This window comes from Pseudolabrys sp., assembly GCF_050250095.1.
In the GTDB taxonomy this organism is placed as follows: Bacteria; Pseudomonadota; Alphaproteobacteria; order Rhizobiales; family Xanthobacteraceae; genus Pseudolabrys.
The window spans coordinates 34,609-50,260 of the sequence record NZ_JBFWPH010000005.1; the positions used below are offsets into that span (position 1 = coordinate 34,609).

At 65.8% G+C, this 15,652-nt stretch carries 17 protein-coding genes; 15 read left to right on the forward strand and 2 right to left on the reverse strand.

From position 1 onward, the window contains the following. Positions 1-25 precede the first annotated feature (25 nt). The 10 genes from AB7F10_RS15650 to AB7F10_RS15695 all read left to right on the forward strand — a co-directional run bounded on the left by AB7F10_RS15650 (position 26) and on the right by AB7F10_RS15695 (position 8,676). On the forward strand, positions 26-838 hold the full coding sequence (locus AB7F10_RS15650) for a segregation and condensation protein A (RefSeq protein WP_428562850.1): 813 nt from the start codon (positions 26-28) through the stop codon (positions 836-838). 39 nt (positions 839-877) lie between these two features. Further along, positions 878-1,690 carry an SMC-Scp complex subunit ScpB gene (scpB, locus tag AB7F10_RS15655; protein WP_428562848.1) on the forward strand — a complete coding sequence of 271 codons (813 nt, stop codon included), beginning with the start codon at positions 878-880 and terminating at the stop codon, positions 1,688-1,690. Positions 1,691-1,852: 162 nt separating this feature from the next. Next, on the forward strand, positions 1,853-2,089 hold the full coding sequence (locus tag AB7F10_RS15660; protein ID WP_428562846.1) for a twin-arginine translocase TatA/TatE family subunit: 237 nt from the start codon (positions 1,853-1,855) through the stop codon (positions 2,087-2,089). 116 nt (positions 2,090-2,205) lie between these two features. Continuing rightward, the gene (gene tatB, locus AB7F10_RS15665) at positions 2,206-2,616 is read left to right on the forward strand and encodes a Sec-independent protein translocase protein TatB (protein WP_428562844.1); all 411 of its coding nucleotides are present in this window, start codon (positions 2,206-2,208) and stop codon (positions 2,614-2,616) included. Continuing rightward, on the forward strand, positions 2,613-3,416 hold the full coding sequence (tatC, locus tag AB7F10_RS15670; RefSeq protein ID WP_428562842.1) for a twin-arginine translocase subunit TatC: 804 nt from the start codon (positions 2,613-2,615) through the stop codon (positions 3,414-3,416). Before tatB ends, tatC begins: the two co-directional genes overlap by 4 nt. Before the next feature lie 201 nt (positions 3,417-3,617). After that, on the forward strand, positions 3,618-4,223 hold the full coding sequence (locus tag AB7F10_RS15675; RefSeq protein ID WP_428562840.1) for a DUF2336 domain-containing protein: 606 nt from the start codon (positions 3,618-3,620) through the stop codon (positions 4,221-4,223). 194 nt (positions 4,224-4,417) lie between these two features. Further along, positions 4,418-5,695 carry a serine--tRNA ligase gene (gene serS, locus AB7F10_RS15680; RefSeq protein ID WP_428562838.1) on the forward strand — a complete coding sequence of 426 codons (1,278 nt, stop codon included), beginning with the start codon at positions 4,418-4,420 and terminating at the stop codon, positions 5,693-5,695. 3 nt (positions 5,696-5,698) lie between these two features. Next, positions 5,699-6,460 (forward strand): 5'/3'-nucleotidase SurE, encoded by a 762-nt coding sequence (gene surE, locus AB7F10_RS15685; RefSeq protein ID WP_428562836.1) that lies wholly within the window; start codon positions 5,699-5,701, stop codon positions 6,458-6,460. Positions 6,461-6,550: 90 nt separating this feature from the next. Next, on the forward strand, positions 6,551-7,171 hold the full coding sequence (locus AB7F10_RS15690; RefSeq protein WP_428562994.1) for a protein-L-isoaspartate(D-aspartate) O-methyltransferase: 621 nt from the start codon (positions 6,551-6,553) through the stop codon (positions 7,169-7,171). 113 nt (positions 7,172-7,284) lie between these two features. Continuing rightward, on the forward strand, positions 7,285-8,676 hold the full coding sequence (locus AB7F10_RS15695) for a peptidoglycan DD-metalloendopeptidase family protein (protein WP_428562834.1): 1,392 nt from the start codon (positions 7,285-7,287) through the stop codon (positions 8,674-8,676). 52 nt (positions 8,677-8,728) lie between these two features. Here AB7F10_RS15695 and AB7F10_RS15700 read toward each other — a convergent pair whose 3' ends face one another. Continuing rightward, a complete protein-coding gene (locus AB7F10_RS15700; protein WP_428562832.1) occupies positions 8,729-9,739 on the reverse strand; it encodes an ATP-binding protein in 1,011 nt (336 codons plus the stop codon). A gap of 219 nt (positions 9,740-9,958) precedes the next feature. On the opposite strand from AB7F10_RS15700, the gene yajC reads away from it, so the two are divergent. The 5 genes from yajC to AB7F10_RS15725 are packed head-to-tail and all read left to right on the forward strand — an operon-like array spanning position 9,959 to position 14,173. Next, on the forward strand, positions 9,959-10,303 hold the full coding sequence (gene yajC / locus AB7F10_RS15705; RefSeq protein ID WP_428562830.1) for a preprotein translocase subunit YajC: 345 nt from the start codon (positions 9,959-9,961) through the stop codon (positions 10,301-10,303). Positions 10,304-10,343: 40 nt separating this feature from the next. Beyond that, on the forward strand, positions 10,344-11,945 hold the full coding sequence (secD, locus tag AB7F10_RS15710; protein WP_428562828.1) for a protein translocase subunit SecD: 1,602 nt from the start codon (positions 10,344-10,346) through the stop codon (positions 11,943-11,945). 57 nt (positions 11,946-12,002) lie between these two features. Next, the gene (secF, locus tag AB7F10_RS15715) at positions 12,003-12,899 is read left to right on the forward strand and encodes a protein translocase subunit SecF (protein ID WP_428562992.1); all 897 of its coding nucleotides are present in this window, start codon (positions 12,003-12,005) and stop codon (positions 12,897-12,899) included. Positions 12,900-12,910: 11 nt separating this feature from the next. After that, positions 12,911-13,300 (forward strand): Mth938-like domain-containing protein, encoded by a 390-nt coding sequence (locus AB7F10_RS15720; RefSeq protein ID WP_428562826.1) that lies wholly within the window; start codon positions 12,911-12,913, stop codon positions 13,298-13,300. A gap of 54 nt (positions 13,301-13,354) precedes the next feature. Next, entirely contained in the window at positions 13,355-14,173 is an 819-nt protein-coding gene (locus AB7F10_RS15725; protein ID WP_428562824.1) for a phytoene/squalene synthase family protein, read from the forward strand. 2 nt (positions 14,174-14,175) lie between these two features. Here the strand turns inward: AB7F10_RS15725 and trmFO are convergent, their stop codons facing one another. Continuing rightward, a complete protein-coding gene (gene trmFO, locus AB7F10_RS15730) occupies positions 14,176-15,600 on the reverse strand; it encodes a methylenetetrahydrofolate--tRNA-(uracil(54)-C(5))-methyltransferase (FADH(2)-oxidizing) TrmFO (protein WP_428562822.1) in 1,425 nt (474 codons plus the stop codon). Positions 15,601-15,652: the final 52 nt, after the last annotated feature.

Consider the following 15,652-nt stretch of genomic DNA (forward strand, 5'->3'; position numbering starts at 1 on the left):
CACGACGAAGCGGGACCGACCGGACATGAGTGACATGATCGAAACCACGATCGACGACGAGCGCGGCAGCGACGAGCCGGCGCTGATGGTCGATGTCGACGGCTTCGAAGGTCCGCTCGATCTGTTGCTGACGCTCGCGCGCCAGCAGAAAGTCGATCTCGCCAAGATTTCGATCCTCGCGCTGGCCGACCAGTACCTCACCTTCATCGAGGCGGCGCGCAAGTTGCGGCTCGAGCTGGCGGCCGATTATCTCGTGATGGCGGCGTGGCTCGCTTATCTGAAATCGCGTCTGCTGTTGCCGGACACCACATCGGCCGACGGCCCGAGCGCCGAGGATATGGCGCTCGCGCTCGCCCACCGCCTGCGCCGGCTCGAAGCGTTCCGCAACGTCGCGACGCAGCTGATGGAACGGCCGCAATTCAACCGCGATATTTTTGGCCGCGGCGCGCCGGAGCCGATCGCGGAGGTCAAGCAGTCGCAATACACCGCGACGCTGTACGACCTGCTCACCGCCTATGCCGCGCAGCGCCAGCGCACCGTGCTGTCGAGCGTGCATCTCAAGAAACGCACCGTGTGGTCGCTCGCGGAAGCGCGTTCCGCGCTCGAGCGGTTGATAGGCGAGACGTCGGACTGGACGCCGCTCGACAAATATCTCATCAGCTATGTGGTGGAGCCCTCGATGGTGGCGACGGTGTTCGCATCGTCATTCGCCACCACGCTCGAACTGGTGCGCGAGGGCGTCGCCGAGATTCATCAGAAACAGGCTTTCGCGCCGCTCTACATGCGCAAGCGCGTCGGCGGCGCGCCGGTCACAGGTGACAGCGTACAGGATGCGTAACAGCAAGATGCGTAAGACAAGCAGGGGGAGCCGCCGTCAATGCCGAGCGTGGCCAAGAAGCTCGTGATTGTGCAGGATGAGGAGTCGGAAACCCGCGATCAGGCCGATCCGCGGACCGAACAGGCATCGGGCGACATGACCGAGCAGGGCGAGCAAACCGGGCAGGGCGAAGCAACGGAACAGGCCGGCGCGGCCGACGAAAACGCGCGCCCGGACGAATTGCGCATTCTCGAAGCGTTGCTGTTTGCCGCCGCGGCGCCGCTCGACGAGGCGACGCTCGGCAAGCAATTGCCGGACGGCGTCAACGTGCGCGACGCGCTCACGCAACTGAAAGCCGAATACGCCACCCGCGGCGTCAATCTGGTGAAGGTCGGCAAGAAGTGGACCTTCCGCACCGCGGGCGATCTGTCGTGGCTGCTGACCAAGAAGTCGGTCGAGACGCGCAAGCTGTCGCGCGCGGCGATCGAGACGCTGGCGATCATCGCCTATCACCAGCCGGTGACGCGCGCCGAGATCGAGGAGATCCGCGGCGTGGTCGTCTCCAAGGGCACGCTCGACGTGCTGCTGGAGACCGGCTGGATTCGCCCGCGCGGCCGCCGCAAGGTGCCGGGCCGTCCGCTGACCTTCGGCACCACCGAGGACTTCCTGTCGCAGTTCAGCCTCGAGGAGGTCGGCGATCTGCCGGGCCTCGAGGAACTCAGGGGCGCCGGGCTGCTCGACGGCCGGCTGCCGCCGGACTTCCAGGTGCCGATGCCGTCCGACGACACCACGCTGCGCGATGACGAGGATCCGCTCGAGCCGGGCGATCTCGACCTCGGCCTTGCGCCGCCGGTCTCGCGCACCGACGAGTGATTTGCGCCAACACGGTTAATCGAGCCCCGGGAAGCGCCGGAATCCGGCCCGTATGACGCGGGCGGAGCGCTTGTTTTTGCCCGGTCGGGAGCCTAATTTCCCGCTTAAGCTTTTGGGGGACAATATAAAACAAGCAGCCTAAGCGCTGCGGAGGATGTGTGGATGGGTTCCTTCAGTATCTGGCACTGGATCATCGTTATCGTCGTGGTCCTGCTGCTGTTCGGCCGCAACAAGATTTCCGACCTGATGGGCGACGTCGCTCAGGGCATCAAGGCCTTCAAGAAGGGCATGGCCGACGACGAGAAGCCGGGCGAGACGAAAGCCGAAACCAAGACGATCGATCACAAGGCCGAGACCTCGTCCTCGAGCGACAATCTCAAGGCGCGATCGGAATCCTGACAGCAGCCGCGTTGCGGCGCTCGGAGCCGGCGGCATTGCCGCCGGGCAGGAATCCGGGCGTCGCGTTCGCCCGCGCGGGACAGCTTGGTCCTGCCGGGCTCTGGAGTTGATCTTGCATGTTCGACGTCGGCTGGAGCGAGCTGGTCGTCATCGCGGTCGTCGCGTTGGTCGTCATCGGCCCCAAGGAACTGCCGGGCGTCCTGCGCTCCATCGGTTTCTGGATGGGCAAGGTTCGCCGTATGGCGTCCGAGTTCCAGGGCCAATTCCAGGAAGCGATGCGCGAGGCCGAGATGGCCGACCTGAAAAAGCAGGTCGACGATCTCGGCAATACCGCGACCGATCTCACGAGCTACGACCCGGTTGCCGACGTCAAGAAGGACATCGAAAGCGCCTTCGAGGACAAGCCGGCGGACATCCCGACAGAACTGCCGTCGTCCGGCACCGCTGCGGTCGAGAATTCGCCGCCGCCGGACAGTCCGCCGGTTGAGCCGGACGACGCCGCGCCGAAAAAGCAGGCCGGGGCATGAGCTCGGATCAAGACGAGATCGAGGCGAGCAAGGCTCCGCTGATGGAGCACTTGATCGAATTGCGGTCGCGCCTCATCAAGGCGCTGATCGCTTTCGCGATCACCTTCGCGCTGTGCTTCGTGTTTGCGAAACAGATCTACAACGTGCTGGTCTGGCCGTTCGTGTGGGTCGCCGGCGCAGCCAATTCGAAGTTCATCTACACGGCGCTGCTCGAATATTTCATCACCCAGTTGAAGCTCGCGATGTTCGGCGCGGCTTTCCTGTCGTTCCCGGTGGTGGCGTCGCAGATTTACATGTTCGTCGCGCCGGGCCTTTATCGCCACGAGCGCAAGGCCTTCATTCCCTATCTGATCGCGACGCCGATCTTCTTCGTGCTCGGCGCGCTGGTGGTCTATTTCCTGGTGCTGCCGATGCTGGTGCGCTTCTCGCTCGGCATGCAGCAGGTCGGCGACGGCGGCGCCGAGATCGCGCTGTTGCCGAAGGTGGGCGAGTATCTGTCGCTGATGATGGCGCTGGTGTTCGCCTTCGGCATCGCGTTCCAGCTGCCGGTGATCCTGACGCTGCTGGGACGGATCGGCGTCGTCTCGTCGCAAATGCTGCGGGAAAAGCGGCGCTATTTCATCGTCGGCGCTTTCGTGCTCGCCGCGGTGCTGACGCCGCCCGACATCATCAGCCAGCTCTCGCTGGCGATCCCGCTGCTGCTGCTTTACGAGGGCTCGATCTGGTCGGTGCGGATGATCGAGAAGAAGGCCGCGGCGGCGGCCCCGGCGGCGGATTCCACGACAAACTCCTCGGCCTGAGCCGCGGCTTCATTACAAACCGCGATGCGCCGCTAACCTGCCGGCAAGCATGTCCGCGCCTCGCCGGCGGCGTTGCGGGCCGTTTGGGGCAGGCCGGCGGCGTTTGGACGCCATTTTAATCATTCTTTGGGGGATTTTGTCCGATTGTGACGCTTCTGATGTGTTGAGCGTGAGCCGGCGGTTCCGGCCGAGCGTGGTTTGATGAGCCCGGAACGACAGGCCCTGTTGGCAAATCTCGAAGCAGCTTTTGCGCGCCTCGCGGCGGCGCAGCGGCTTTCGATTTTGCGCGAGGTCACCGATATGTTCGTGACCGGGGCCGCCCAGTTCAGCAGCGAGCAGATCGCCGCTTTCGACAGCATCATGAAGTCGCTGATCAAGGACGTCGATACCAAGGCGCTGGCCGATCTGTCGTCGAGGCTGTCCGGCCTCGAATACGCGCCCGTCGAGGTCATGGTGCGGCTGTCCTACGACAACAATCTCGCGGTGGCCGGGCCGATCCTCGAGAAGTCCACCGTGCTGGCCGACGTCGATCTCGTCAGCGTCGCCAAGACCAAGGGGCAGGGCCACCGCCTCGCGATCGCCGGCCGTTCGCACATCCGTCCGCTGGTCACCGAGGCGCTGGTCGAAAGCGGCGACCGCGCGGTGGTGCGCAAGGTCACCGCCAATGCCGGTGCGGAATTCTCGGAGAACAGCTTCGTCAAGCTGGTCAACGAGTCGCGCAAGGATCAGGACCTCGCCGGGCTGATGGCCAAGCGCTCGGACGTGCCCGAGGAACTGCGTCCCTTCCTCAAGCTGGCGCTGGCTTAGCAATATCCAAATCTCGGTCATTCCGGGACGTCCGCCGAGCCCGAAGGGCGAAGGCGTGACGGACCCGGAATCCAGCCAAAGCGCGCTGAGCTTGTTTCTGGATTCCGGATCGCCACGTTCGTGGCGTCCGGAATGATACAACGCGCTTTCAAAGCGCTATATCTGCGCCACGATTCTGTTTATACGTCACCGCCATGCACGATATCCGCTGGATCCGCGACAATCCGGACGCTTTCGACCGTGGCCTTGCAAGGCGCGGGCTTGAACCGCTCGCCGGCAAACTGATCAGCCTCGACGAGACGCGCCGCGCGCTCATCACCAAGCTCGAGCAGGCGCTGGCGCGCCGCAACGCGGCCTCGAAAGAGATCGGCCAGGCCAAGGCGAAGAAGGACGAGACGACGGCGCAAAAGCTGATGGCCGAGGTCGCGGAGTTGAAAGAGTCGATGCCGGCGATGGAGGCCGAGGAGAAGGCGGCTTCCGCCGCGCTCGAGAAAGAGCTTGCGCAGATTCCGAACCTGCCGCTCGACGACGTGCCCGATGGAAAAGACGAGCACGACAACGTCGAGTATCGAACATGGGGCAAGAAGCGGAATTACGCCTTCGCGCCGAAGCAGCATTTCGATCTGGGCGAAGCTTTGGGCCAGATGGATTTCGAACTCGCCGCGAAACTCTCCGGCGCGCGCTTCGTCGTGTTGCAGAAAGGGCTGGCGCGACTCGAACGCGCGCTCGGGCAGTTGTTCCTCGATACGCATACCGAGGAGCACGGTTACACCGAAGTCAATCCGCCCATTCTTGTGCGCGACGACGTGATGTTCGGAACGGCGCAACTGCCGAAATTTGCCGAGGATCAGTTCAGGACGACCAACGAATTCTGGCTCATCCCGACCGCCGAAGTGCCGCTGACCAATCTCGTCCGCGAGTCGATCGTCGACGAAGACAAATTGCCGATGCGGCTGACCGCCTGCACGCCGTGCTTCCGCGCCGAAGCGGGCGCGGCCGGCAAGGACACCCGCGGCATGATCCGCCAGCACCAGTTCACCAAGGTCGAGCTCGTCTCGATCGCGACCCCCGAGCAGGCCTTGGCCGAGCACGAGCGCATGCTGGAAAGCGCCGAGAAGGTGCTGCAGAAGCTCGACCTGCACTACCGCGTCGTCACGCTCTGCACCGGCGACATGGGCTTTGCCTCGCGCAAGACCTACGACATCGAGGTGTGGCTGCCGGGACAGAACATGTTCCGCGAAATCTCGTCCTGCTCGGTGTGCGGCGACTTCCAGGCGCGCCGCATGAACGCGCGCTATCGCGGCAAGGACGGCAAGGTGAAGGGCTATGTCCACACGCTGAACGGCTCCGGCGTCGCGGTGGGCCGCGCGTTGATCGCGGTGATGGAGACCTATCAGCAGGCCGACGGCTCCATCGTTGTGCCCGACGCGCTCGCGTCCTATATGGGCGGCGTGAAAGTCATCGCGAAATAATCCATGCGTATTCTCGTAACCAACGACGACGGCATCCACGCGCCGGGCCTGAAAGCCTGCGAGGAGATCGCGCGGCTATTGTCGGACGACGTCTGGGTGGTGGCGCCCGAGACCGACCAGTCCGGCGTCTCGCATTCGCTGTCGCTCAACGACCCGCTGCGGCTGCGCGAAGTCGGCCCGCGGCACTTCGCGGTGAAGGGCACGCCGACCGACTGCGTCATCATGGGCGTGCGGCATGTCCTGAAGGACAAGCCGACGTTGGTGCTGTCCGGCATCAATCGCGGCCGCAACGCCGCGGAGGACGTGCTGTATTCCGGCACGGTCGCCGGCGCGATGGAGGGAACCACGCTGGGGATTCCGTCCTTTGCGCTGTCGCAGGCCTACGGTTTCGAGACCAAGGGCCAGCCGCATTGGGACACCGCGATCCAGTTTGCGCCCAATCTCGTCAAGCGCATCCTCGACGCCGGCATGCCGCGCGACGTGCTGGTCAACATCAATTTCCCCGACTGCACGCCGGACGATGTCGCCGGCATCGCCGTCACGGCGCAGGGCAAGCGCGATCAGGAACTGCTCCGCATCGACGCGCGCAACGACGGGCGCGGCAATCCGTATTTCTGGGTGGCCTTCGGCCGCGGCCCGGCCGCGGAAGCCGGGCAGGGAACCGACCTGCGTGCGCTGTCCGACAAGAAGATTTCGATCACGCCGCTGCGGCTCGACCTGACCGACGAGCCTTTCATGACGCAACTGGCGGACGTCTTCGGCTGACAGCCTCCTTCGGTATCCCCGGCGCATGCTATGATGCGCCAGGAGTCGACGGTGGCCGATCACCCGCACGACAAGGCCGACACCGGCCGCATGGAATTCATGCTGACGCTGCGCCAGCGCGGCATCACCGACAAGGCGGTGCTGCGCGCGATGGACGACGTGCGGCGCGAGCACTATGTCGGCGACGGCTTCACGCCCGAATCCTATGCCGACCGCGCGCTGCCGATCGCCTGCGGACAAACCATCAGCCAGCCTTACGTCGTCGCCTACATGACCGAGCAGCTCGACGTGAAGCCGCATCATCGCGTGCTCGAGATCGGCACCGGCTCCGGCTATCAGGCCGCCGTGCTGTCGCGGCTCGCGCGCGAGGTCGTCAGCATCGAGCGCTACCGCACGCTTGCCGACGCCGCACGCAAGAAGCTCGCGGCCGACGGCTACGGCAATGTCGAGGTGATGACCGGCGACGGCTTTGCCGGCGCGCCGGACAAGGCGCCGTTCGACCGCATCATCGTCACCGCAGCCGCCGAGGACGTGCCGCCGGCGCTTGCCGAGCAGCTCGGCGAGGGCGGGGTGATGATCCTGCCGGTCGGCCCGCACGACGGCGTGCAGCACATCGTCAGAGTTACCAAATCGGAAACGGGTCTCGCGCGCGAGAAACTGATCCCGGTACGATTCGTGCCGATGTTGCCCGGGCAGGCGCGCGAATTGTGACATTTTAGTCGGCGCGCAAACGATCTGGCGCTGCACGGCAAAACTTAAAACCTTATTTACTCGCTCCGTGTTTACTAAAACGCGACATAGTTCGCGTATGAGTGAGTAACCACATGCCGCGCAATTCAGGACCGTCGCGCCCGGTTTCCGGCTCGCGCGTTGCCCTTCTCGCTTTGATCGCCGTCGGCGTGGCCGGTTGCTCGGACTCCGGCCGTTTCGACATCGAAAACCCCTTCGCCTCGAACCCGTCTCCGCAGGCCCGCAACGACGTGACCGGCTCGGTCTCGCGTCCGGCCCGCACCGCCAGCGTGCAGTCGGCGCCGCTGCCTGCGCCGAGCCGCCCGCAGACAGTCGCGGCCGCCAATCCCGGTTCCGGCGTGTCCTACGGGGCAGGCGGCATGGGCGCCTATCGCCCGCCGGCGGCGGTTCCCGGTAACGACATCACCGGTTCGGTCAACGCGCCGCGTCCGGCCGCGCCATCCGGTCACTGGACCTGGGAAGGCGGCACGCCGGTTACGGTCGGCCCCAACGAGAACGTCGAAACGATCGGCCGCCGTCACGGCGTGCCGGTGGCGGCGATCCTTCAGGCCAACAATCTGTCGAGCCCGTCGCAGGTGCGTCCGGGGCAGCGGCTGGTGATCCCGCGCTACGCGCTCGATGGCGCTGCTTCGCGCACCGCGTCCGCCGCGCCCGCGCATGTCGCGCCGCCGCAGCCGGCTCCGGTTGCCGCGGTGCCGGCGCAGACGCGCAGCGCCGACAACGGCGCGGGCACCGTCCATGTCGTGCAGCCCGGCGAAACCCTGATGGCGCTGTCGCGCCGCTATGGCGTGTCGCTCAGCAAGATCGCGCACGCCAACAACATTCCGGCCAATACGCGGGTCGCGATCGGCGACCGGATCACCATCCCCGGCACCGCCTATGCGTCGGCGCCCCGTGTCGCCCATGCTCCGCAGGCCGTTCGCGCGCCGCAGCCGGCTCCCGTCGCGCAAGCTCCGGCGATCGCCAAGCCGCAGACCGCGCCGGTTGAGAAAGTCGCTTCGGTTCCGGCGCAGACCGCCAATGTCGCGAAGGCCGAGGAGCCTGCGCACGAGACGGTCACCAAGTCGGTCGAGCCGGCCGGCGCCATGCCGTCCTTCCGCTGGCCGGTGCGCGGCCGCGTGATCTCCGGTTTCGGGCCGAAGACAAGCGGTCAGCAGAACGACGGCATCAACATCGCGGTTCCGGAAGGCACCGAGGTCAAGGCCGCCGAAGACGGCGTCGTCGCCTATGCCGGCAACGAATTGAAGGGTTACGGCAACCTCGTGCTGATCCGTCACGCCAACGGCTATGTGTCGGCCTATGCCCATGCCAGCGAATTGCTGGTCAAGCGCGGCGACAGCATCAAGCGCGGGCAGGCGATTGCGCGCGCGGGGCAGACCGGCAACGTGACGTCGCCGCAGCTCCACTTCGAAATCCGCAAGGGTTCGACGCCGGTCGATCCGAGCCGTTATCTCGGCGGCGCGTAAGCAGCGTCATTCTAAAAATTGGAAAAGGTGATGCGGCCCGAAATGGGCCGCGTCAGTCTTCCAACGGGACGCGCAAGCGTCCGGCCAGATCCTGGACGTATTGCCATGCGACGCGGCCGGAGCGTGAACCGCGCGTGGTCGCCCATTCGAGCGCTTCGCGGCGCAGCTCGTCGGCCTCGATCGGGATCTTGTGGTGGGCGATATAGCCCTCGACCATCGCGAGATATTCGTCCTGGCTGCAGCGGTGGAAGCCGAGCCACAGGCCGAACCGATCCGATAGCGACACTTTCTCCTCGACCGCCTCGCCGGGATTGATACCGGTCGAGCGCTCGTTCTCGATCATGTCGCGTGACAAGAGGTGCCGGCGGTTCGACGTTGCGTAAAAGATGACGTTGGCCGGCCGGCCTTCGATCCCGCCCTCGAGCACCGCCTTCAGCGACTTGTAAGAGGTGTCGTCAGTATCGAACGACAGGTCGTCGCAGAACACGATGAAGCGGTAGGGCGCCGCGCGCGTCAGCGCCATCAGTTCCGGCAGGCTCTCGATGTCCTCGCGGTGGATTTCGATCAGCTTGAGCGGCGGTTCGTCGCCGGATTTGCCGCCGCCTTTGCCGAGCATCTTGTTGACCGCGGCATGCGCCGCCTTGACCAGCGACGACTTGCCCATGCCGCGCGCGCCCCACAGCAGCGCGTTGTTGGCCGGCAATCCCTTGGCGAAGCGCTCGGTGTTCTCCACCAGCGTGTCGCGCATCCGGTCGACGCCCTTCAACAGCGACATCTCAACCTTGTTGACGCGCGGAACCGCGACAAGCCGGCTGCCGGCCGGCTGCCAGACGAAAGCGTCGGCGGCGCGCCAGTCGGGACCGGAAATCCGCGGCGGGGCGAGGCGCTCCAGCGCATCGGCGATACGCAACAGCACGTCGTCGCCGGCCTGCGCCGTTTTGGCGCGGCCGCTCGATGACGGGGATCTGGCGGCCTTGCTAGCGGCCGGCTTTGTGACCGGCTTGGTCGTCGACTTGGCGGTCGACTTGGCAGTTTTGCGCGGAGCGGATTTTCGTTTGGCCATTGGCGTCTTTGCGGAACCTGCGGACTGGTGCTGCTCATAGCCAAGCAGCCCCCCGGTCGCAAGCCATCTGCCTTGAAAGACAGGCTTTTTCGGGCCGTTTCGGCCGCGACCGGCGTTGCAATTGGGGCCGCGCTGGCTATAGTCCGCGCGATAAATCGGCTGAAAACCGGCATTTGCCCGGGGCTGCGGCCGTCCCCTGTTCGAACCGCCGAGGTCCCGATGTTCTCCACGCCTGCCTTCGCTCAAGCCTCCCCGCTCGGCGGCGGCGGCGACATGATCTATCAGCTCCTGCCGTTCGTGCTGATCTTCGTGATTATGTACTTCCTGATCCTGCGCCCGCAGCAGAAGCGCGTGAAGGCGCATCAGGAGATGGTCAAGAACGTGCGCCGCGGCGACACCGTCGTGACCAATGGCGGCCTCGTCGGCAAGGTCACCAAGGTGGTGGACGACGAACAGATCGAAATCGAGATCGGCGAGGGCATGCGCATCCGTCAGATGCGGGGGATGCTGACCGACGTGCGCGCCAAGGGCGAGCCGGTGAAGGACGAGGGCGCCGCGAGCTAACCGCCCGCGCGCCACTTTTCCGCAAGGACCAAGGGAACCCATGCTCTATTTCACGCGGTGGAGGGCGGCGGCGATATTGCTGACGGCGCTGCTCGTCTGCCTTTGCGCGGTTCCGAACTTCTTCGATTCCAAGACGGTCGAGAGCTGGCCGAAATGGGCGCAGCGCCATCTCGTGCTCGGCCTCGATCTGCAGGGCGGCTCGCATATCCTGCTCGCGGTCGACACCAATGCCGTGCGCAAGGAACAGCTCGAGGCGCTGCGCGACGAGGTGCGCCGCGTGTTGCGCGACGCGCGCATCGGCTACACCGGCCTTGTCGTGCGCGGCAACGGCGTCGACGTCCGCATTCGCGACGGCGCCAATGCGGCGCAGGCGTTGCCGAAGCTCCGCGAGCTGTCGCAGCCGCTCGGCGGCTTTCTCGGCACCACCGGGGCGCGCAATATCGATGTGTCCGATCAGGGTAACGGCCTGATCCGGCTGACGGTGACGGACCCCGCGATCCTCGAGCGCGTTCGGCAGGCCGTCGACCAGTCGATCCAGATCATCGAACGCCGCGTCAACGAACTCGGCACCGTCGAGCCGCTGATCCAGCGGCAGGGTGCCGACCGCGTTCTCGTCCAGGTGCCGGGCCTGCAGGATCCGACACGGCTCAAGGAGCTGCTCGGCAAGACCGCGAAACTCGATTTCCGTCTGGTCGATCTGTCGATGTCGGCGCAGCAGGCCCAGCAGACGCGGCCGCCGTCGGAATCCGAAGTGCTGATGTCCTCGCAGGCGCCGAAGACGCCCTATCTGATCGAAAAGCGCGTGGTGGTGTCGGGCGGCGATCTGACCGATGCGCAGCCGGGCTTCGACCAGCGCACCAGCGAACCGATCGTCTCGTTCCGCTTCAACACCTCGGGCGCGCGGAAGTTCGCCCAGGTGACGCAGGAGAATGTCGGCAAGCCGTTCGCCATCGTGCTCGACAACGAGGTGATCTCGGCGCCGGTGATCCGCGAGCCGATCCTCGGCGGGTCGGGGCAGATTTCCGGCGGCTTCACCGTCCAGCAGGCCAACGATCTCGCGATCCTGCTGCGCGCCGGCGCGCTGCCGGCGCCGCTGACCATCATCGAAGAGCGCACCGTCGGCCCGGGACTCGGTCAGGACTCGATCGAGAAGGGCAAGCTGTCGTCCTATGTCGGCGCGGCGATGGTGATCATCTTCATGTTTGCGACCTACGGCCTGTTCGGCCTGTTCGCCAATATCGCGGTCGCGATCAACGTCGCGATGATCTTCGGCGTGCTCTCGCTGTTGAACGCGACGCTGACGCTGCCCGGCATCGCCGGCATCGTGCTGACCGTCGGCATCGCGGTGGACTCCAACGTGCTGATCTATGAGCGTATCCGCGAGGAGGTGCGGGCCGGGCGCACCGCGATCAACGCGATCGATGCCGGCTTCTCCCGCGCGCTCGCCACCATTCTCGACTCCAACATCACGACCTTCATCGCGGCCGCCGTGCTGTTCTATATCGGCACCGGCCCGGTGCGCGGCTTTGCCGTCACTCTCGGCATCGGCATCATCACCACGGTGTTCACGGCCTTCACGCTCACGCGACTGATCGTTGCGTACTGGGTGCGGTGGTGGCGTCCCCAGCACGTTCCGATCTGACGGAGACTCCCCGTGCGCCTGCTCCGCATCGTTCCCGACGATACCAAATTCGACTTCATGCGCTTTCGGCGCATCAGCTTTCCGATTTCGGCGCTGCTGTCGATCATGGCCATCGCGCTTTATTTCTTTAACGGGCTGAATTTCGGCATCGACTTCAAGGGCGGCATGCTGCTCGAGGTGCAGTCGAAAGCCGGCCCGGCCGACATCGCCAAGATGCGCACCACGCTCGGCGGCCTCGGTCTCGGCGAGGTCCAGCTCCAGCAGTTCGGCGCGCCGACCGACGTTCTGATCCGCATCGCGGAGCAGCCGGGCGGCGATGCCGCGCAGCAGGCCGCGGTGCAGAAGGTGCGCGGCGCCCTGGGCAACGAGGTCGATTATCGTCGCGTCGAGGTGGTCGGCCCGCGCGTGTCGAGCGAGCTTCTGTCCTACGGCGTCATCGGCCTCGTCTGCGCGATCCTGGGAATCCTGATCTATCTGTGGTTCCGGTTCGAATGGCAGTTCGCGCTCGGCGCCATGCTCGCCAACGTGCATGACCTTGTGTTGACGCTCGGCTTCATGTCGCTGCTGCAGATCGACTTCGATCTCACCAGCATCGCGGCGCTGCTGACCATTCTCGGCTACTCGCTGAACGACACCGTTGTCATCTACGATCGTATCCGCGAGATGCTGCGCCGTTACAAGAAGATGCCGATGGAGGATCTGCTCAACGCCTCCATCAACTCGACGCTGTCGCGCTCGGTCATCACCCACGTCACCGTGACGCTCGCGCTGCTCGCGCTGCTGCTGTTCGGCGGCCAGGCGATCCACTCGTTCACCGCGACCATGATGTTCGGCGTCGCGCTGGTCGGCACCTATACGTCGATCTTCATCGCCGCGCCGATCCTGATCTATCTCGGCGTCGGCGAGAACCGCGAGACCGGCGGCACCGACAAGCCCGACAAGCCGAAGCCGTGAAGCGCTAGCGCATGGCGGAGCAGGGGCCGGGCAAAATCCCGCATCTGCCGACGCCCGCGACGATCGACGCCTATGGCAACGGCGGCTTCCGCTTTGCCGACATGTCGCACCGCGGCTCGCTCCTGTGCCTGCCGGACGGCATCTGGGGCTGGCCGGTCACGCGATTTTCCGAGATCGATGAGGCGGCGCTGGCGAAGGTCTTCGCGCAGGCAGAGGCCATCGACATTTTCCTGATCGGCTGCGGGGCGGAAGCCGCCGTGCTGCCGCAGGCGCTGCGGGCGCGGTTCCGCAGTCTCACGATTTCGGCCGATCCAATGCCGACCGGCGCGGCGGTGCGCACCTACAACATTCTGTTTGCCGAGCGCCGCCGGGTCGGCGCCGCGCTGATCGCCGTCGATTAATCCGGACGCTAGACTGGCGCGATGAACGAGAACGCCCGTTACTGCGAGACGCTGGTGCGCGAGGCCGACCGCGACCGCTATCTCGCGGCGCTGTTTGCGCCGCCGGACAAGCGCGGCGCGCTTCATGCGCTCGCCGCGGTCAACATCGAGCTCGCGCGGGTGCGCGATCAGGCCCGTGAGCCGATGCCGGGCGAGATCCGCCTGCAATGGTGGCGTGAAGTCATCGAGGGCAAGCGCGATGACGAGGCGCGGGCGCATCCGGTGGCGGCGGCGTTGCTTGACGCCATCGCTGCTTTTGACCTGCCGCCCGACCGTCTGGAGGCGATGATCGATGCGCGGGCTTTCGATCTCTACGACGCGCCGTTCGAAACCATCGCGGAGTGGGAACGCTATGCCGAGGACACGGAAGGCATTTTGATCGCCTGCGCCATGCAGGTTCTTGCCGGCCCGCAACCGACTGTGAACACTGAATTGCCTGCGCGCGCCGCTCGCTCGCTCGCGGGCTTGACCGTGCTGCAACGGCTGCCGCTGCATCTGTCGCGCGGGCAATGTTATGTGGCGCGCGAAATGCTCGATCACTTCGGCGCCAGCCTGGAAGACGGGCTGGCCGGTCGCATCACGCCGGAATGGAGGGCGGCGCTCGCGGAACTGCGGCTGCGCATCCGTCGCGATCTCGACGCCGCTGCGGACCTGGTGGACGGCATGTCCCAAACGGTGCTTCCGGCGCTGTTGCCGTGCGCCGCGGTACGGCCGTCGCTCAGGATCATGGAACCGGACTCCTGCGATCCGCTGCGGCCGGAGGGCCTGTCGCCATGGCGGCGGCAGTGGTTGATCTGGCGCGCCGCGCGCAACCCCAAGCGGATTTTCGGCTAGCGCTATTCCGCCGCCGGCGCGACGGTCTGTCCGGCGACCCACGCATCGAGATCGGCGAGGGCGCGACGACACAGCGCGCGTTTTTTCGCCACCGCTTTCTCGGGACCGCGCAGCTTCTTGCCGTCCGGCCCGTGGGTCGGCGACTGCGCGAGCGGCGGGAACAATCCGAAATTGACGTTCATCGGCTGAAACGAGCGCGGGCCGGCATCGATGGTGTCGATGTGCCCGCCGGTGATGTGATTGACCAGCGCGCCAAGTGCCGTGGTCGGCGGCGGCAAGTCCGGCGTGCGCCCGGCGCGCTCGGCCGCCGCGAAGCGGCCGGCCAGCAGCCCGATGGCCGCGGACTCCACATAGCCCTCGCAGCCGGTGATCTGCCCGGCAAAGCGCAGCCGCGGCATCGCACGCAAGCGCAGCGTGCCGTCGAGCAGCTTCGGCGAGTTCAAAAAGGTGTTGCGGTGCAGCCCGCCGAGCCGGGCGAACTCCGCATTCTCGAGACCGGGAATGGTGCGGAAGACGCGCACCTGTTCGCCGTGTTTGAGCTTGGTCTGGAAGCCGACCATGTTGAACAGCGTGCCGAGCTTGTTGTCCTGACGAAGCTGGACGACCGCATAAGGCTTGACGTCCGGCCGATGCTTGTTGGTGAGGCCGACCGGCTTCATCGGTCCATGCCGCAGCGTTTCGGGGCCGCGCTCCGCCATCACCTCGACCGGCAGGCAGCCATCGAAATAGGGGGTGGATGCTTCCCATTCGTGGAAACTCGTCTTGTCGCCGGCGATCAGCGCGGCGACGAAAGCCTCGTACTGCTCGCGCGTCATCGGACAATTGATGTAGTCGGCGCCGGTGCCGGTGGAACCGGTCTTGTCGTAGCGCGACTGAAACCAGGCCACCGACATGTCGATCGAGTCGCGATGCACGATCGGCGCGATGGCGTCGAAGAAAGCGAGCGCGTCTTCGTCGGTCAGCGCACGGATCGCGGTGGCGAGTTTCGGCGAAGTCAGCGGACCGGTTGCGACGATCACATTGTCCCAGTCGGGCGGCGGCAGACCGGTCTCGCCGCGCGCGATGGTGACCAGCGGATGCGCGACAAGCGCGGCGGTGACGGCGGCGGAAAAGCCGTCGCGGTCGACCGCGAGCGCGCCGCCGGCCGGCACCTGATGCTCATTGGCGGCACGCATGATGAGGGAACCGAGGCGGCGCATCTCCTCATGCAGCAGGCCGACGGCGTTCTGCTCGTGGTCGTCGGCACGGAACGAGTTGGAACAGACGAGTTCCGCAAGGCCGTCCGTCTTGTGTGCCGCCGTCGCGGTGTCGGGCCGCATTTCGTGCAGGACGACGGGAACCCCGGCCCGCGCGATCTGCCAGGCCGCTTCGCTGCCGGCGAGGCCGCCGCCGATCACGTGAATGGCTTGAAATTGCCGTTGCGTCATCCGACAATAACTAGGGGCAAGGGCTTCAGGGATCAACGTTTTCGGAGGCTCG

What these genes read in the sequence shown, in the direction of transcription:
- AB7F10_RS15650 (WP_428562850.1), top strand. Translation starts at nt 26, where the DNA reads ATGAGTGACATGATCGAAACCACGATCGACGACGAGCGCGGCAGCGAC.
- scpB (WP_428562848.1), top strand. Translation starts at nt 878, where the DNA reads ATGCCGAGCGTGGCCAAGAAGCTCGTGATTGTGCAGGATGAGGAGTCG.
- AB7F10_RS15660 (WP_428562846.1), top strand. Translation starts at nt 1,853, where the DNA reads ATGGGTTCCTTCAGTATCTGGCACTGGATCATCGTTATCGTCGTGGTC.
- tatB (WP_428562844.1), top strand. Translation starts at nt 2,206, where the DNA reads ATGTTCGACGTCGGCTGGAGCGAGCTGGTCGTCATCGCGGTCGTCGCG.
- tatC (WP_428562842.1), top strand. Translation starts at nt 2,613, where the DNA reads ATGAGCTCGGATCAAGACGAGATCGAGGCGAGCAAGGCTCCGCTGATG.
- AB7F10_RS15675 (WP_428562840.1), top strand. Translation starts at nt 3,618, where the DNA reads ATGAGCCCGGAACGACAGGCCCTGTTGGCAAATCTCGAAGCAGCTTTT.
- serS (WP_428562838.1), top strand. Translation starts at nt 4,418, where the DNA reads ATGCACGATATCCGCTGGATCCGCGACAATCCGGACGCTTTCGACCGT.
- surE (WP_428562836.1), top strand. Translation starts at nt 5,699, where the DNA reads ATGCGTATTCTCGTAACCAACGACGACGGCATCCACGCGCCGGGCCTG.
- AB7F10_RS15690 (WP_428562994.1), top strand. Translation starts at nt 6,551, where the DNA reads ATGGAATTCATGCTGACGCTGCGCCAGCGCGGCATCACCGACAAGGCG.
- AB7F10_RS15695 (WP_428562834.1), top strand. Translation starts at nt 7,285, where the DNA reads ATGCCGCGCAATTCAGGACCGTCGCGCCCGGTTTCCGGCTCGCGCGTT.
- AB7F10_RS15700 (WP_428562832.1), bottom strand. Translation starts at nt 9,739, where the DNA reads ATGGCCAAACGAAAATCCGCTCCGCGCAAAACTGCCAAGTCGACCGCC.
- yajC (WP_428562830.1), top strand. Translation starts at nt 9,959, where the DNA reads ATGTTCTCCACGCCTGCCTTCGCTCAAGCCTCCCCGCTCGGCGGCGGC.
- secD (WP_428562828.1), top strand. Translation starts at nt 10,344, where the DNA reads ATGCTCTATTTCACGCGGTGGAGGGCGGCGGCGATATTGCTGACGGCG.
- secF (WP_428562992.1), top strand. Translation starts at nt 12,003, where the DNA reads ATGCGCTTTCGGCGCATCAGCTTTCCGATTTCGGCGCTGCTGTCGATC.
- AB7F10_RS15720 (WP_428562826.1), top strand. Translation starts at nt 12,911, where the DNA reads ATGGCGGAGCAGGGGCCGGGCAAAATCCCGCATCTGCCGACGCCCGCG.
- trmFO (WP_428562822.1), bottom strand. Translation starts at nt 15,600, where the DNA reads ATGACGCAACGGCAATTTCAAGCCATTCACGTGATCGGCGGCGGCCTC.